The following is a 16,030-nucleotide window of genomic DNA, read 5'->3' as shown; positions in this document are numbered from 1 at the left end:
CAGAACGAAGGCGGCGGCCCCCTCCGACAGGGCCGCCGCCTTCGGGCTTTTCCGCCGCCCGTGCGGTCGTGGCTACCGGGCCAGTGAGGGTCCTGTCCCCACCTCGACCCTCTTCTCCACGGGGATCTTCGTGCCGTCCGGTCCCACGACGGACCTGTCACCGACCGGCGCCTTCAACTGCACGGTCTGGTGGTAGACCTTGGCGATCAGGACGCAGATCTTGTTCGGCCAGGGCGTCTCGGTCACCGTGACCGTCACCTTGTCCGAGGTCTCCACGGCCGACGCCTTGTAGTCGGCGCACACCCCGCCGGTGAAGGCCACGGTGAGGCTTTTCCCGTCGGCCGTGTAACCGTCCGCCTTGACGTCGTGCGGTGCCGCCGTCGACGACGAACTCGCCGTAGGGGTGGGCGTGGTGGCCGAGGCCAGATACTTCGGGTCGATCGCCGGATACGTCACCGTGAAGGTATCCTGCCCACCCGGCTGCCGTGTCTCGAACAGCCAGGACGGCACCAGCGTCTGCTGCCCGATCACCGAGTGCACGGCGAGCCCGAACACCGCGTGCTCGACGGTGGCCGAGGTCGGCGTGGCGGAGGCGGAGGCGGCGTCGGTGGACTGCCCGCAGGGAGCCTCCAGCCGGTCCTTCAGCGGTACGGGGCTGGCGCAGCCGCCGATGCCCATGCGGTGGTCGGTCTTCGGCGCCGCGTTCATCAGGTCCAGCGTCTTGCGCGCACTCAGCACGGGATAGACGTCACCCTTCATGGGCGCCGCCAACTCACCGCTCCCGCCGACCACTTCACCCTGGGCGCTGACGGTCAGCCCGGTGGTCCACCCGTGCGTCGGCAGCCCACCGATCACCGGCTCGGCGTTCACGACCCGCTGCGCGCCCATGAGCTGGCTCGCGTCGACCTTCGCGTCGTCCTGGCCGACGGCCTTGAGGATCGGGGCGGCGGCCTTCTTCGCCACGTCCCCGCTCACCGGGTCGGTGGCCGAAGTGCCGGGATCGTGCGTGCACTTGAGGGTGCCGCCGGTGCAGTCGTCGGTGCCGGGCGCGTAGCGGTTGAACGTCCACATGCCCGGCGCGGCCTTGTTCACCTGCAGACTCGGCCCGGTACCGTCCTGCCCGCCCACCTTCCAGAGCTGCCCCTCGGCGACCGGCGTTCCCGTGACCCCGAGCGCCTTCGCGAGCCGGCTCACCGCGTCCTTGCCGACCTCGCCCTCCGGCGCGTATACGGCGGCGGAGTCCGGTCCATCGGGCAGACTCCCCACGGCCCGGTACGTCTCCCCGTACGGATTCGGCTCCCCGGACGCGATCCCACTCGTACCGCCGGACGAGTACCCGTCGAGCGCGAGCGGCGGGGGAGTCCCGTCGGCACCGGACGCCGCGGACCCCGTACCCTCCCCCGAACCCCCAGAAGCCGATGAGGACGACGCGAGATACGCCCCGCCCCCTCCGACGAGCAGCACGGCGGCGGCCACGGAGGCGATGACGAGGGGCGACCGGGATCGCGCCGGGCGCCTGTCGTCGGTTTCGGGGGAGTGCTCGTGCAGCGAGACTTCGGTGTCGTCGGTGGAGACGGGCTGCTCCGGGTGGGCGGCCTCGGGGGGTGTGGGGTCGGCGGCTTCCGGCGGTTCCGCCTCCGCGCCGGGCGCCGTGGAACCGGCCTCTTCCCCACGGTCGGTCTCGGCGCCGGACGCCCCACGGCCGCCCTCCGCCGCGTCTCCACCCTCGCTCGCAGCCGCCGTAGGATCAGCCGCCTTGCTCGGGCGGGACACCTCGCCACCAGGCACGTCCCCGCCGGCCCCGGTGTCGTCGACCTCGGGCCCCTTCGCGGCGTCCCCCACGCCCCGCACGTCACCGGACGTGCCGGTCGTGTCGTCGTTGTCGGGTCGCTCGGTGTTCACCGCATCGCTCCTTCGGCTGCGCAACTGTCCCTTGACCCTGACCCGGCCCTGTCAATGGGGCGGGCGGAAAGGTCGTATCCCGCATCCCCTTTACGGGGGACAGCGATGGGACGCAGCGGGGGAGCGCACGGTTCCCCCGAGCGCGCCGATCCTGCTGAACGACTCCGCTCAGTCGCCGTACTCCGACATGCCGTCCAGCAGGCGGGCCGACGTCGACGGCACGGTGACCCCGTGGATGAGCGACGGGGACACCGGGAGGGCGACGATCCGGTCGGGAACCGTCCAGTGGGGAGCCATCCGGGCGCAGTCGCCGCGCAGCGCCGCGAGACCGGCCTCGCCCTCGCCTTCGAGGTGGACCGGAACGTGGACCGGAACGGGGCCGTCCAACTTGAGGTTCGTCATAGCGGCACCGTAGGCACGCTTGAGCTCGCGAAGAAAGATCTACTATCGGGTAGTTTTGGCCGCTTCAGAGCCGCCGCGCGGACCGGGTAGCGTGAACTGTCAACGCAGCCTCCCTCAGGAGAGTCCTCGCCGTGCGCATCGCAGTCACCGGCTCCATCGCCACCGACCACCTCATGACCTTCCCCGGCCGCTTCGCCGACCAGCTGGTCGCGGACCAGCTGCACACGGTGTCGCTCTCCTTCCTGGTCGACAACCTCGACGTACGCCGGGGCGGCGTCGGCGCCAACATCGCCTTCGGCATGGGCCAGCTCGGCACCGCGCCGATCCTGGTCGGCGCCGCCGGCTCCGACTTCGCCGAGTACCGCGACTGGCTCGACCGGCACGGCGTCGACACCGGCTCGGTGCGGATCTCCGAGACGCTGCACACCGCCCGCTTCGTGTGCACCACCGACGCCGACCACAACCAGATCGGCTCCTTCTACACCGGCGCCATGAGCGAGGCCCGCCAGATCGAGCTGAAGACCGTCGCCGACCGCGTGGGCGGCCTAGACCTGGTCCTGATCGGCGCGGACGACCCCGAGGCGATGCTCCGCCACACGGAGGAGTGCCGTACCCGTTCCATCCCCTTCGCCGCGGACTTCTCCCAGCAGATCGCGCGCATGGAGGGCGACGACATCCGCATCCTGCTGGAGGGCTCGGCGTACCTGTTCTCGAACGAGTACGAGAAGGGACTCATCGAGTCCAAGACGGGCTGGAGCGACGAGGAGATCCTGTCCAAGGTCGGCCACCGCGTCACCACGCTCGGCTCGCGTGGCGTCCGCATCGAGAGCGTCGGTGCGGATCCGATCGAGGTCGGTTGCGCGGAGGAGGAGCGCAAGGCTGACCCCACGGGGGTCGGCGACGCGTTCCGGGCGGGGTTCCTCTCGGGGCTGGCGTGGGGGGTTTCGCTGGAGCGGGCGGCGCAGGTTGGTTGCATGCTCGCCACGTTGGTCATCGAGACTGTCGGCACGCAGGAGTACCAGCTGCGGCGGGTGCACTTCATGGACCGGTTCACCAAGGCGTATGGGCACGATGCTGCTGCTGAGGTGCGGGGGCATCTGGGCTGAGTTGTCGTCTGCTGGCGCGTGGGGGCTGGTCGCGCGCACGCGGCGGTAGCCGCATATCGACACAGCCCCGCGCCCCTTTGGGGCGCGCTCAGGTTGCCCGGCGGATCACATACGCCGGGCCTTCCTCTTCGCCCACGTACTCCTGTCCCCGCATCTCGCACCACGCCGGGATGTCCAGCCGTGCGGCCTCGTCGTCGGACAGGACCTTGACCGTGCCGCCGATCGGCACATCGCCGATGACCTTGGCGAGCTCGATCACCGGGATCGGGCAACGCTTGCCGAGGGCGTCCACGACCAGCGACTCCTCTTCTACGACGGTCACCGGGGCCTGCGCCCCCAACTTCTCCCGTACTCCCGCCACCGCCCCCGGCAGTACGGCGAGGAACCGCTCTACGTCCTCCTCCGTCGCCCCCCGTGGCAACGACACCCGCACATTTCCCTCACTCAGTACGCCCATCGCCTTCAGCACATGGCTGGGCGTCAGGGTGCTGCTCGTGCAGGACGAACCGGAGGAGACGGAGAAACCGGCGCGGTCCAGTTCGTGGAGGAGGGTCTCTCCGTCGACATAGAGACAGGAGAAGGTGACGATCCCGGGCAGCCGCCGCACCGGATCGCCGACCACATCCACGCCCGGCACCAGCTTCGGCACCCGCGCCCGGATCCGCTCCGTCAGTTCCCGTAGCCGTAGCGCCTCCTGGGACGCCTCCGCGCGGACCGCGCGGAGCGAGGCGGCCGCGGCCACCACGGCGGGGATGTTCTCGAAGCCGGCGGCGCGTCCCGACTCCCGTTCGTCCACGGGCCGTTGGGGCGCGAAGCGCGCGCCCTTGCGTACCGCCAGCAGGCCGACCCCGGCCGGGCCGCCCCACTTGTGCGCGCTCGCCGTGAGCAGCGACCACGCGCCCTCGACCGGCCCCCACCCCAGCGACTGCGCCGCGTCGACCAGCAGCGGCACCCCGACCGCCCGGCACGCCTCGGCCACCTCGGCGACCGGCTGCACGGTGCCCACCTCGTGGTTGGCGGACTGGAGACAGGCCAGCGCGGTGTCCGAGCGGAGGGAATCGGCGTAGGCCGCCACGCTCACCGCGCCCGTACGGTCCACGGGCACCTCGGTGGACGAACCACCCTCCGCGACCAGCGCCTCGGCCGAATGGAGCACGGAAGAGTGTTCAACCGCTGACACGATCAGGTGACGCCCGACGCGCCGCCGCCCCGCCAACGCTCCCGCGATACCGCTGTGCACGGCCCGAGTTCCGGAGCCCGTGAACACCAATTCGTCGGGTCGACACCCGACGGCTTCGGCAGCAGCTTCACGAGCGGCGTCCAGCAGCAGGCGCGCCTTACGCCCCTCCCTGTACAACCTGGCAGGGTCCGCCCACCCCTCGTCCAGGGACGCCAACAGCGCCTGCCGGGCAACGGGATGGAGCGGAGCGGAGGATGCGGCATCAAAGTAGGACACACGCCAACGTTAAAACGTACGGTGCCTTTCCTGAGGGGCGCGAGGAACTGCGCGACAAGCCACAACGCACCCGCACCGGTCCAAATCACCTGAACCCCCGAGCTATTAGGCGCAAGGAGTAACGGGCGGCGCGTATGCCACCCTCCCCGCGAACCCCCGGAGGGCGTCGGCTAGGGTTTGGTCCGCATAAACATCCAAACCCCTGCCCGACGCAGGGCGGCGACCGACCCGCGTGAAGGCAGGCCGCAGCCAATCCGCGCGGGCGAGACTCTCGGGAAGGCGCTACGTGAGTCCCAACGGCTCCGACCGCTCGCCGCGGCGCCCGATGCGGCGGAAGCTGCTGCAGGCAATGACTGCGGGCCTGGTCCTGGCGACCGCGACCGGTTGCACATCCAAGGACTTTCCTCGCCTTGGTTTCCCCACCCCGACCACGGAAGAGGGTCCGCGGATCCTCTCCCTCTGGCAGGGGTCCTGGGCCGCCGCGCTCGCCGTCGGCATCCTGGTGTGGGGCCTGATCATGTGGAGCGTCGTGTTCCACCGGCGCAGCCGCACCAAGGTCGAGATCCCCCCGCAGACCCGGTACAACATGCCCATCGAGGCGCTGTACACGGTTGTTCCGCTCATCATCGTCTCGGTGTTGTTCTACTTCACCGCCCGCGACGAGACGAAGCTCCTGAGCCTCGACAAGAAGCCCGACGTGACGGTCAACGTCGTCGGCTTCCAGTGGAGCTGGGGCTTCAACTACATCGAGAACGTCGACGGTGTCAGTGGCGACGCGACGACCGACAAGAACCTGGCGGCCATTCCGGACCGGTTCAAGAAGGAGTTCCCGGCGAACGCCGGCGGAGTCTACGACGTCGGTACGCCCGCCACGAAGAACCCGCAGACGCACAACCCGGGCCCGACCCTCTGGCTCCCCAAGGGCGAGACGGTCCGCTTCGTCCTCACCTCACGTGACGTCATCCACGACTTCTGGGTGGTGCCGTTCCTGATGAAGATGGACGTCGTCCCGGGCCACACCAACTCCTTCCAGGTGACCCCCAACAAGGAGGGCACCTACCTCGGCAAGTGCGCCGAGCTCTGCGGCGTCGACCACTCCCGGATGCTGTTCAACGTGAAGGTCGTCTCACCGGAGCGTTACCAGCAGCACCTCAAGGAACTCGCCAAGAAGGGGCAGACCGGTTACATCCCCGCTGGCATCGCGCAGACGAGCCACGAGAAGAACCGGGAGACGAACAACCTGTGAGCATCCTCAACGAACCTCAGGGTGCCGCGGCAGCAGAGTCCCACTACGCGGACGAGCTGCCGGTAAGGCGCAAGCAACCCGGTAACGTCGTGATCAAGTGGCTCACCACCACCGACCACAAGACGATCGGCACGCTGTATCTGGTCACGTCGTTCGCGTTCTTCCTGATCGGCGGCGTCATGGCGCTGCTGATGCGCGCCGAGCTGGCCCGGCCGGGTCTGCAGATCCTGTCGAACGAGCAGTTCAACCAGGCGTTCACGATGCACGGCACGATCATGCTGCTGATGTTCGCGACGCCGCTGTTCGCCGGTTTCACGAACTGGATCATGCCGCTGCAGATCGGCGCGCCCGACGTGGCGTTCCCGCGGCTGAACATGTTCGCCTACTGGCTGTATCTCTTCGGCTCGACCATCGCGGTCGGTGGCTTCCTCACCCCGCAGGGTGCGGCCGACTTCGGCTGGTTCGCCTACAGCCCGCTGTCGGACGCGGTCCGTTCCCCCGGTATCGGCGCCGACATGTGGATCATGGGTCTGGCCTTCTCCGGCTTCGGCACGATCCTCGGCGCGGTCAACTTCATCACCACCATCATCTGCATGCGCGCACCGGGCATGACGATGTTCCGCATGCCGATCTTCGTGTGGAACGTGCTGCTGACCGCCGTACTCGTCCTGCTGGCCTTCCCGGTCCTCGCCGCCGCGCTCTTCGCGCTGGAGGCGGATCGGAAATTCGGGGCACACGTCTTCGACGCCGCCAACGGCGGTGCGTTGCTGTGGCAACACCTCTTCTGGTTCTTCGGCCATCCAGAGGTGTACATCATCGCCCTGCCGTTCTTCGGCATCATCTCCGAGGTCATCCCGGTCTTCTCCCGCAAGCCGATGTTCGGCTACATGGGACTGGTCGCCGCGACGATCTCCATCGCCGGTCTGTCCGTGACGGTGTGGGCCCACCACATGTACGTCACCGGCGGAGTCCTGCTGCCGTTCTTCTCCTTCATGACGTTCCTCATCGCCGTACCGACCGGCGTGAAGTTCTTCAACTGGATCGGCACGATGTGGAAGGGGTCCTTGAGTTTCGAGACCCCGATGCTCTGGGCCACCGGCTTCCTCATCACCTTCACCTTCGGTGGTCTGACCGGCGTCATCCTGGCCTCGCCGCCGATGGACTTCCACGTCTCGGACTCGTACTTCGTCGTCGCCCACTTCCACTACGTGGTCTTCGGCACGGTCGTGTTCGCGATGTTCTCCGGCTTCCACTTCTGGTGGCCGAAGATGACCGGCAAGATGCTCGACGAGCGCCTCGGCAAGATCACCTTCTGGACGCTGTTCATCGGCTTCCACGGCACCTTCCTGGTCCAGCACTGGCTGGGTGCCGAGGGCATGCCCCGTCGTTACGCGGACTACCTCGCGGCCGACGGCTTCACCGCCCTGAACACGATCTCGACGATCAGCTCCTTCCTGCTCGGCCTGTCGATCCTGCCGTTCCTCTACAACGTGTGGAAGACGGCCAAGTACGGCAAGAAGGTCGAGGTCGACGACCCGTGGGGCTACGGCCGTTCGCTCGAATGGGCGACGTCCTGCCCGCCGCCGCGGCACAACTTCCTCACCCTGCCGCGGATCCGCAGCGAATCCCCGGCGTTCGACCTGCACCACCCGGAGATCGCCGCTCTCGACCAGCTCGAGAACGCGCACCACGGTGACAAGGCCCTCACTGGCGGCAAGGAGGCGGGCAAGTGAAGGTCCAGGGCAGGATGTTCATGTGGCTGGCCGTCTTCGTGCTCGCCACGGCGGTCGTCTACGGCCTGTGGTCGAAGGAGCCCGCCGGTACCACGGCGCTCTTCCTCGCCTTCGGCCTGTGCATCATGGTCGGCTTCTACCTGGGCTTCACGGCCCGGCGGATCGACACGCTCGCGCAGGACAACAAGGAGGCCGACGTCGCGGACGAGGCCGGCGAGGTGGGCTTCTTCAGCCCGCACAGCTGGCAGCCCCTCGCCCTCGGCGTCGGTGGCGCACTGGCCTTCCTGTCGATCGCGATCGGCTGGTGGCTGCTGTACTTCTCCGCCCCGATCATCATGATCGGCCTGTACGGCTGGGTCTTCGAGTACTACCGCGGTGAAGACCGCACCCAGTAGCACGCGCAGAGCACTCGCGAGCCCGGACACTCCGTCAGGAGGGTCCGGGCTCGTGCTTTTGCCGCAACGCCGGTCCCTCGTCCGGGTTACTCACCGCGCCGGGGCTGACGAAGCTTCATAGCGTGACCCCATGAACCACTCTCCGCGCACCCGCACCGTCGTCAGCTGCACCCTGCTGGTGGTCTCCCTCGGCGCGGGCGTCACCGCCTGCGGGTCCGGCGGCGGCAACCCGCTGTCGGCCAAGCCGTACGACGCGGCGGGGCAGATCTCCTTCAACGGCCCGTCCGGCAAGGGCAAGAAGGTCGACCCCGACAAGCCCCTGGCCGTCACCGCCTCCGGTGACGACGGGCGCATCACGGACGTCACCGCCGTGGACGCCGCGGGACGCTACGTCACGGGCGAACTCGCCGCCGACGGCACTCGCTGGCACAGCACCTCCCCGCTGGCCGCCAACGCCCACTACACGGTCCGGGTGAGCACGGAGGACGAGGACGGCGCCCCAGGCCGCAAGGTCCTCACCTTCGACACCAGCAAGCCGACCACGAAGAAGAGCCTGACGGTGAAGTTCGGGCCGGACGGGGGCCAGTACGGCGTCGGCCAGCCGGTCACCGCCGAACTGAACATGCCCGTCAAGGACAAGGCGCAGCGGGCCATCGTGGAACGCGCCCTGAGGGTGGACTCCGTGCCCGCCGTGGAGGGCGCCTGGCACTGGGTGGACGACAAGGAACTCCACTACCGCCCCAAGGACTACTGGCCCGCCCACGCCACCGTCCAGGTCCGCAGCGACCTCGACGGCGTGAAGATCAGCGACCGTCTGTGGGGCGGCAGTTCGAAGGGCCTCAAGCTCACCACGGGCGACAAGATCGTCGCCGTGACGGACGCCGCGTCCCACGAGATGACGGTCTACAGGAACGGCGAGGAGATCAACGAGATCCCCGTCACCACCGGCAAGCCCGGCTTCGAGACCCGGAACGGCGTCAAGGTCGTACTGGGCAAGGAGTACTTCGTACGGATGCGCGGAACCACCGTCGGCATCTCCGAGGGCTCCTCGGACTCGTACGACCTCCCCGTGTACTACGCGACCCGCGTCACCTGGAGCGGCGAGTACGTCCACGCCGCCCCCTGGTCGGTGGGCTCCCAGGGCTCCGAGAACGTCAGCCACGGCTGCACCGGCATGAGCACCAGCAACGCCGAGTGGTTCTTCGACACCGTCCACGAGGGCGACGTCGTCAAGGTCGTCAACTCGAACGGCGACGAGATGGAACCCTTCGGCAACGGCTACGGCGACTGGAACCTCGGCTGGAAGAACTGGCGAGGCGGCAGCGCACTGGTAGGCGGAACGCCCGATGGACCGAGGCCGGAAGACGCGGCACGTTTGCGCCCCGAGTCAGTGTGACGTCCCTGGGGGCGCGGGGCTGTGACATTTGCGGCTCCGCCGCGCGGGCGCGACCAGCCACAGCCGGCCCGCAGTCGCCACACATCTCGCGCCCCACCCCACTAGGCGCTCAAGGCCCGCTTCTCACGCAGCAGAGAGGCAAGAGAGGCCGCGAACTCAACGGGATCCACCGGAAGGGTCACCGCGGCCTCCGCACGGCTCCACGTGGCGAGCCACGCATCCTGAGGCCGTCCGATGAGCACAAGCACCGGCGGGCAGTTGAAGATCTCGTCCTTCACCTGGCGGCACAGCCCCATGCCCCCCATCGGCACGGACTCCCCGTCGAACACACAGACATCGATCCCGCCCCGGTCCAGTTCCTTCAGAACCGCCGCAGGCGTGGCGCACTCAAGGAACTCGACCAACGGCACGTCGGACGCCGGCCGCTTGCCGGAGGCCAACCGCACCTGCTCGCGGGTGTTGGAGTCATCGCTGTAGACCAGCACCGTGGCGGTCGCCTGCATTCTTCCTCCCAAGGTCCGTTGCGCGGATGCTACTCCCTTGAACACCCCGTCAACACCTGTTGGAACACCCCTGCGATGGGCCATACGGGCAGTACACACGCTGCGGACACTCCGAACGGCACCCCCCGGAGTGAGGGCGGGATAAGCGACCGACATAATGTCGGTCGTGGCGACAGCAACGACAGTAGAAACCGGGCACGCGCACCCGTCGGTCAACCGGCCGAACCTCACCAGCGTCGGAACCATCATCTGGCTGAGTTCCGAGCTGATGTTCTTCGCGGCCCTCTTCGCGATGTACTTCACCCTGCGATCGGTGACCGGTCCGGATCACTGGAAGGAGATGGCGAGCCATCTAAACCTTCCGTTCTCCGCGACCAACACCACGATCCTGGTGCTCTCCTCCCTCACCTGCCAGCTCGGCGTCTTCGCCGCCGAGCGCGGGGACGTGAAGAAGCTCCGGGGCTGGTTCATCATCACGTTCGTGATGGGTGCGATCTTCATCGGCGGTCAGATCTTCGAGTACACGGAGCTGGTGAAGAAGGACGGCCTGTCGCTGTCCTCCGACCCGTACGGCTCGGTGTTCTATCTGACCACCGGGTTCCACGGCATGCACGTGACGGGCGGCCTCATCGCCTTCCTGTTCGTCCTCGGACGTACCTACGCGGCGAAGAGGTTCACTCACGAACAGGCGACCGCGGCCATCGTCGTGTCCTACTACTGGCACTTCGTCGATGTCGTCTGGATCGGCCTCTTCGCCACGATCTACTTGATCAAGTAGTCGGGCCCGATCCCGCGCGCAGCCAAGAAGCGCACATTCCAGAAGCATCGACGCAGAAGATCCTGACACCGGGGTAATCCGTGAAAAAGCTCTCCACACGACGACGCCATCCGCTGGCGGCGGTCGTCGTACTACTCCTCGCGCTGGCGGTATCCGGGGGGGTGTTCAGCTTCCTCGCCCCCGCGGGCAAGGCGCAGGCCGACGAGTCCGCTCAGTCCCTCGCCATCGACGAGGGCAAGAAGCTGTTCGCCGTCGGCTGTGCAAGCTGCCACGGCACCGGCGGTCAGGGCAGTTCCGACGGTCCGAGCCTGGTGGGTGTCGGCGCCGCGGCGGTCGACTTCCAGGTCGGCACCGGCCGTATGCCGGCGCAGCAGCCGGGTGCTCAGATCCCGGCCAAGAAGGTCATCTACTCCCAGGCCGAGATCGACCAGCTCGCGGCGTACATCGCCTCGCTGGGCGCCGGCCCGGCCATCCCGACGAAGAACGAGTACGGGCCGGAGGGTTCGGACATCGCCAAGGGCGGCGAGCTGTTCCGCACCAACTGCGCCCAGTGCCACAACTTCACCGGCAAGGGCGGCGCGCTGACGCACGGCAAGTTCGCGCCGAGCCTCGAAGGCGTTGCCCCGAAGCACATCTACGAGGCCATGCAGACCGGCCCGCAGAACATGCCTTCCTTCCCCGACACCACGCTGTCGTCGAAGAACAAGAAGGACATCATCGCGTACCTCGACGCGGTCAACGGCGACAACACCGAGAGCCCCGGCGGGCTTGAGCTGGGTGGTCTCGGTCCGGTCAGTGAGGGTCTCTTCGCCTGGATCTTCGGTCTGGGCGCGCTGATCGCGGTAGCCGTCTGGGTCGCCGCTCGGACCGCAAAGGCCAAGAAGTCATGAGTAGCCAAGACATTCCAGAAGAGAACCTGCCCGCTGAGCAGGACGCGCACGGCGCGGTGTCGGTCGCGGACGAGCAGGACCCGTTCGCCGACCCGGGACTGCCGCCGCACGAGCACCGTGTCCAGGACATCGACGAGCGGGCCGCCAAGCGGTCCGAGCGCGTCGTCGCCTTCCTGTTCACGCTGTCGATGCTCCTCACGGTCGGCTTCATCGCCTCGTACGTGGCGATCCCGCACGACAAGGCGATCTTCGTCTTCCCGATCGGTCACATCAACGCGCTCAACTTCGCGCTGGGTCTGACCCTCGGCGGAGCGCTCTTCACCATCGGCGCGGGCGCGGTCCACTGGGCCCGCACCCTGATGTCCGACGTGGAGATCGCCGACGAGCGGCACGCGATCGAGGCGCCCCCCGAGGTCAAGGCCAAGGTCATGGCCGACTTCAAGGACGGTGCCAAGGAGTCGGCGCTCGGCCGTCGCAAGCTGATCCGCAACACGATGTTCGGCGCGCTGGCCCTGTTCCCGCTCTCCGGCGTCATGCTGCTGCGCGACCTCGGCCCGCTGCCGGGGACGAAGCTCCGCCACACCCTGTGGTCCAAGGGCAAGCTGCTCGTCAACATGAACACGAACCTGCCGCTGCGTCCCTCGGACGTGGCCGTCGGCTCGCTCACCTTCGCCAAGCCCGAGGGCCTGGAGGAGACCGACGAGGAGTTCCAGACCGAGATCGCCAAGTCCGCGCTGATGATCGTCCGGCTCCAGCCGGACAACATCAAGGACAAGCGCGAGCTGGAGTGGGCGCACGAGGGCATCGTGGCCTTCTCGAAGATCTGCACCCACGTGGGCTGCCCGATCTCCCTGTACGAGCAGCAGACGCACCACGTGCTGTGCCCGTGCCACCAGTCCACCTTCGACCTCTCCGACGGTGCCCGAGTGATCTTCGGCCCGGCCGGTCACGCCCTGCCGCAGCTGCGCATCGGCGTGAGCGACGAGGGCTACCTCCAGGCGCTCGGCGACTTCGAGGAGCCCGTCGGTCCTGCATTCTGGGAGCGCGGATGAGCACTACGACCAACTCCGACTCGCGTTCGCGCGAGAAGGCACCGGCCGGCGAGAAGATCGCCGACTGGGCCGACGGACGGCTCGGGATCTACTCCCTCGCCAAGTCCAACATGCGCAAGATCTTCCCCGACCACTGGTCGTTCATGCTGGGTGAGGTCTGCCTCTACAGCTTCATCATCATCATCCTCACGGGTGTGTATCTGACGCTGTTCTTCCACCCGTCGATGAACGAGGTGACGTACCACGGCAGCTATGTCCCGCTCCAGGGGCAGCTGATGTCGGAGGCGTTCAACTCGACGATGCACATCTCCTTCGATGTGCGCGGTGGTCTGCTGATCCGTCAGATCCACCACTGGGCGGCGCTGATCTTCCTCGCCGCCATGTTCGTGCACATGATGCGCGTGTTCTTCACGGGCGCGTTCCGCAAGCCGCGTGAGGTCAACTGGCTGTTCGGCTTCCTGCTGTTCGTCCTGGGCATGTTCACCGGCTTCACCGGTTACTCGCTCCCGGACGACCTGCTCTCCGGCACCGGTGTCCGCTTCATGGAGGGCGCGGTCCTGTCCGTGCCGATCGTCGGCACGTACCTGTCGTTCTTCCTCTTCGGCGGCGAGTTCCCGGGCGGCGACTTCGTCGCGCGGTTCTACTCGATCCACATCCTGCTGCTGCCGGGCATCATGCTCGGCCTGGTGGTCGGCCACCTGATCCTGGTCTTCTACCACAAGCACACGCAGTTCGCGGGTCCCGGAAAGACGAACAACAACGTCGTCGGCATGCCGCTGCTGCCGGTCTACATGGCCAAGGCCGGCGGCTTCTTCTTCCTGGTCTTCGGTGTCATCGCGGCCGTCGCGGCGATCGCGTCGATCAACCCGATCTGGGCCATGGGTCCGTACCGTCCGGACATGGTGTCCACGGGCGCCCAGCCCGACTGGTACATGGGCTTCTCCGAGGGCCTGATCCGTGTCATGCCGGGCTGGGAGATCAACGTCTGGGGTCACACGCTCGTCCTGGGCGTGTTCATCCCGCTGGTCATCTTCCCGCTGGTCCTGGTCGCGATCGCGGTCTACCCGTTCATCGAGTCCTGGGTCACCGGCGACAAGCGCGAGCACCACATCCTGGACCGCCCGCGCAACGTCCCGACCCGTACGGCCTTCGGTGCCGCGTGGATCTCGTGGTACTTCGTTCTGCTCATCGGTGGCGGCAACGACATCTGGGCCACGCACTTCCACCTGTCGATCAACTCGATCACCTGGTTCGTGCGCGTCGGCTTCTTCGTGGTGCCGGTGCTGGTCTTCATCGCCACCAAGCGGGTCTGCCTCGGTCTCCAGCGCCGCGACCGGGACAAGGTGCTGCACGGCCGCGAGTCGGGCATCATCAAGCGCCTGCCGCACGGTGAGTTCGTCGAGATCCACGAGCCGCTCAGCCAGGACGCGCTGCACACGCTCACCGCGCACGAGCAGTACGAGCCGGCCGCGATCGGTGCGACGGTCGACGAGAACGGCGTCGAGCGCAAGGTGAAGGGCTCCCAGAAGCTGCGCGCCAAGCTGAGCGAGGCGTACTACGGCGAGGAGTCCCAGATCCCCAAGCCCACCGTCGAGGAGTACAAGGAGATCACGAGCGGCCACGGCCACCACTGATCGCTGAGGCGTCGCCACGCCACAGTCGAAGGGCCCCGTCCGAACACCGGACGGGGCCCTTCGCCGTGCCCCGCGCTGGATAGGGTGGGGGACGTCTTGTGAAGCAGGTTTCTACGACACTCAGGAGCGGCCGTATGAGCGCTGTGACCCCCGCTGGAGGCGACACCGCGGCGGCCCGTTCCTGGCCCGACGTACTGAGCGCGCTGCTGGCCGGACAGGACCTGAGCACCGCCGACACCGCGTGGGCGATGGACCGCATCATGAGCGGCGAGGCGGCGGACGCCCAGATCGCCGGCTTCCTGGTGGCGCTGCGGGCCAAGGGCGAGACCGTCGAGGAGATCAACGGCCTCGTCGAGACGATGTACGCCCACGCGAAGCCGCTGGACATCCCGGGGCCGGCCGTCGACATCGTCGGCACCGGCGGCGACCGGGCCAAGACGGTCAACATCTCGACGATGTCCGCCATCGTGATCGCGGGAGCCGGCGCGAAGGTCGTCAAGCACGGCAACCGGGCCTCGTCCTCGGCGAGCGGTTCCTCCGATGTGCTGGAGCGGCTCGGCATCAACCTGGAGCTGTCGCCCGAGCGGGTCGCGCAGGTGGTGGAGGAGGCCGGGATCACGTTCTGCTTCGCGGCCAAGTTCCACCCCACGATGCGGTTCGCGGGCGCGGTCCGGCGGGACCTGGGGGTGCCGACCGCGTTCAACCTGCTCGGCCCGCTCACCAACCCGGCGAAGGTCACCTCGTCGGCGGTCGGCTGCTTCGACACCCGCATGGCCGGGCTCATCGCGGGCGTGCTGGCCGAACGCGGCTCCTCCGCGCTGGTGTTCCGCGGCGACGACGGCCTCGACGAGCTGACGACCACGGCCACCTCCCGGGTGTGGATCGTCCGCGACGGCAAGGTCACCGAGGAGGCCTTCGACCCGCGGGACGTCGGCCTCGACTTGGTCCCCGTGGAAGCCCTGCGCGGCGCCGACCCCGAGTACAACGCCGGCGTCGCCCGCCGTCTCCTGGACGGCGAGACGGGCCCGGTACGGGACGCCGTACTCCTGAACTCGGCTGCTGCCCTGGTGGCTCTGGAGGCCGGGGACGGGCCGCTGGTGGACCGGATCAGGGCCGGGATGGAGAAGGCCCGGGAGTCGATCGACTCGGGGGCGGCCAAGCGCACGCTGGAGCGCTGGGCGGCGGCCAGCAACGCATAGCGGTACGGCGGTCGTCGTCCCGCGATCCGGACACGGGTTGCGGGACGACGATCACCTCGCGTAAATTTTCCGACCAGGTCATGAGTGACAGTCATGAGGCCCCGGCCGACTGTCCGGCAACCCTCCGTCCGTGGCGGGGTGCCCCGGGTGAAGACCAGGCCGTAGGCAGCGAGGTCTGCGGCAAGCGCGGGCCCCTCGAAAGACACCAGGGGTCCTGGTCATCGAGGGAGCTCTCTGTGAGCCAGCGAATGCGATAGGGCGCGAAGCCCCCACTCCGCACATCCCCTTTCACCCTTTCCTGCGCCGGAGCCATGTCCGCTCGCGCAGTGAATTCGCCT

Annotated in this window: 14 protein-coding genes and 1 riboswitch; of the genes, 10 read left to right on the top strand and 4 right to left on the bottom strand. The window is 68.0% G+C overall.

What is annotated here, in order from left to right; translation table 11 throughout:
• Positions 1-72: 72 nt before the first annotated feature.
• Both ACGFY9_RS09765 and ACGFY9_RS09760 read right to left on the bottom strand, forming a co-directional pair.
• Positions 73-1,902, bottom strand: a complete 1,830-nt coding sequence (locus tag ACGFY9_RS09765; protein WP_393753193.1) for a hypothetical protein — start codon at positions 1,900-1,902, stop codon at positions 73-75.
• Between the two features lie 168 nt (positions 1,903-2,070).
• Positions 2,071-2,304, bottom strand: coding sequence for a hypothetical protein (locus ACGFY9_RS09760; RefSeq protein ID WP_393753192.1), 234 nt, complete (start codon positions 2,302-2,304; stop codon positions 2,071-2,073).
• Positions 2,305-2,435: 131 nt separating this feature from the next.
• Here ACGFY9_RS09760 and ACGFY9_RS09755 point away from each other — a divergent pair, with 131 nt between their 5' ends.
• Positions 2,436-3,410 carry a carbohydrate kinase family protein gene (locus tag ACGFY9_RS09755; protein ID WP_393753191.1) on the top strand — a complete coding sequence of 325 codons (975 nt, stop codon included), beginning with the start codon at positions 2,436-2,438 and terminating at the stop codon, positions 3,408-3,410.
• 88 nt (positions 3,411-3,498) lie between these two features.
• Here ACGFY9_RS09755 and ACGFY9_RS09750 read toward each other — a convergent pair whose 3' ends face one another.
• Entirely contained in the window at positions 3,499-4,866 is a 1,368-nt protein-coding gene (locus tag ACGFY9_RS09750) for a cysteine desulfurase/sulfurtransferase TusA family protein (RefSeq protein ID WP_393753190.1), read from the bottom strand.
• 286 nt (positions 4,867-5,152) lie between these two features.
• On the opposite strand from ACGFY9_RS09750, the gene coxB reads away from it, so the two are divergent.
• The 4 genes from coxB (at position 5,153) to ACGFY9_RS09730 (ending at position 9,636) form a co-directional block, all read left to right on the top strand.
• Positions 5,153-6,112 (top strand): cytochrome c oxidase subunit II, encoded by a 960-nt coding sequence (coxB, locus tag ACGFY9_RS09745; RefSeq protein ID WP_393753189.1) that lies wholly within the window; start codon positions 5,153-5,155, stop codon positions 6,110-6,112.
• Positions 6,109-7,845, top strand: a complete 1,737-nt coding sequence (ctaD, locus tag ACGFY9_RS09740) for a cytochrome c oxidase subunit I (protein ID WP_318015828.1) — start codon at positions 6,109-6,111, stop codon at positions 7,843-7,845. The genes coxB and ctaD overlap by 4 nt, the downstream gene beginning before the upstream one ends.
• A complete protein-coding gene (locus ACGFY9_RS09735) occupies positions 7,842-8,240 on the top strand; it encodes a cytochrome c oxidase subunit 4 (RefSeq protein WP_366493969.1) in 399 nt (132 codons plus the stop codon). Before ctaD ends, ACGFY9_RS09735 begins: the two co-directional genes overlap by 4 nt.
• A gap of 130 nt (positions 8,241-8,370) precedes the next feature.
• On the top strand, positions 8,371-9,636 hold the full coding sequence (locus tag ACGFY9_RS09730) for an Ig-like domain-containing protein (protein WP_393753188.1): 1,266 nt from the start codon (positions 8,371-8,373) through the stop codon (positions 9,634-9,636).
• A 101-nt stretch (positions 9,637-9,737) separates the two neighbouring features.
• Here the strand turns inward: ACGFY9_RS09730 and ACGFY9_RS09725 are convergent, their stop codons facing one another.
• Positions 9,738-10,139 carry a hypothetical protein gene (locus ACGFY9_RS09725; protein WP_393753187.1) on the bottom strand — a complete coding sequence of 134 codons (402 nt, stop codon included), beginning with the start codon at positions 10,137-10,139 and terminating at the stop codon, positions 9,738-9,740.
• 157 nt (positions 10,140-10,296) lie between these two features.
• On the opposite strand from ACGFY9_RS09725, the gene ACGFY9_RS09720 reads away from it, so the two are divergent.
• The 5 genes from ACGFY9_RS09720 to trpD all read left to right on the top strand — a co-directional run bounded on the left by ACGFY9_RS09720 (position 10,297) and on the right by trpD (position 15,692).
• Positions 10,297-10,917, top strand: a complete 621-nt coding sequence (locus ACGFY9_RS09720; RefSeq protein ID WP_019067823.1) for a heme-copper oxidase subunit III — start codon at positions 10,297-10,299, stop codon at positions 10,915-10,917.
• A gap of 80 nt (positions 10,918-10,997) precedes the next feature.
• On the top strand, positions 10,998-11,807 hold the full coding sequence (locus ACGFY9_RS09715) for a c-type cytochrome (protein WP_393753186.1): 810 nt from the start codon (positions 10,998-11,000) through the stop codon (positions 11,805-11,807).
• The gene (locus ACGFY9_RS09710) at positions 11,804-12,859 is read left to right on the top strand and encodes a ubiquinol-cytochrome c reductase iron-sulfur subunit (RefSeq protein WP_033284405.1); all 1,056 of its coding nucleotides are present in this window, start codon (positions 11,804-11,806) and stop codon (positions 12,857-12,859) included. The genes ACGFY9_RS09715 and ACGFY9_RS09710 overlap by 4 nt, the downstream gene beginning before the upstream one ends.
• Positions 12,856-14,493 (top strand): cytochrome bc complex cytochrome b subunit, encoded by a 1,638-nt coding sequence (locus ACGFY9_RS09705; RefSeq protein ID WP_393753185.1) that lies wholly within the window; start codon positions 12,856-12,858, stop codon positions 14,491-14,493. Before ACGFY9_RS09710 ends, ACGFY9_RS09705 begins: the two co-directional genes overlap by 4 nt.
• 134 nt (positions 14,494-14,627) lie before the next feature.
• Positions 14,628-15,692, top strand: a complete 1,065-nt coding sequence (trpD, locus tag ACGFY9_RS09700; protein ID WP_393753184.1) for an anthranilate phosphoribosyltransferase — start codon at positions 14,628-14,630, stop codon at positions 15,690-15,692.
• Between the two features lie 76 nt (positions 15,693-15,768).
• Positions 15,769-15,885: riboswitch (SAM riboswitch) on the top strand.
• Positions 15,886-16,030: the final 145 nt, after the last annotated feature.

Origin of the sequence: Streptomyces sp. NPDC048504, assembly GCF_043200035.1 — a bacterium.
Lineage (GTDB): Bacteria > Actinomycetota > Actinomycetes > Streptomycetales > Streptomycetaceae > Streptomyces.
The sequence above is the reverse complement of the archived record's forward strand: the minus strand, read 5'-3'. Positions and strand labels throughout refer to the sequence as shown.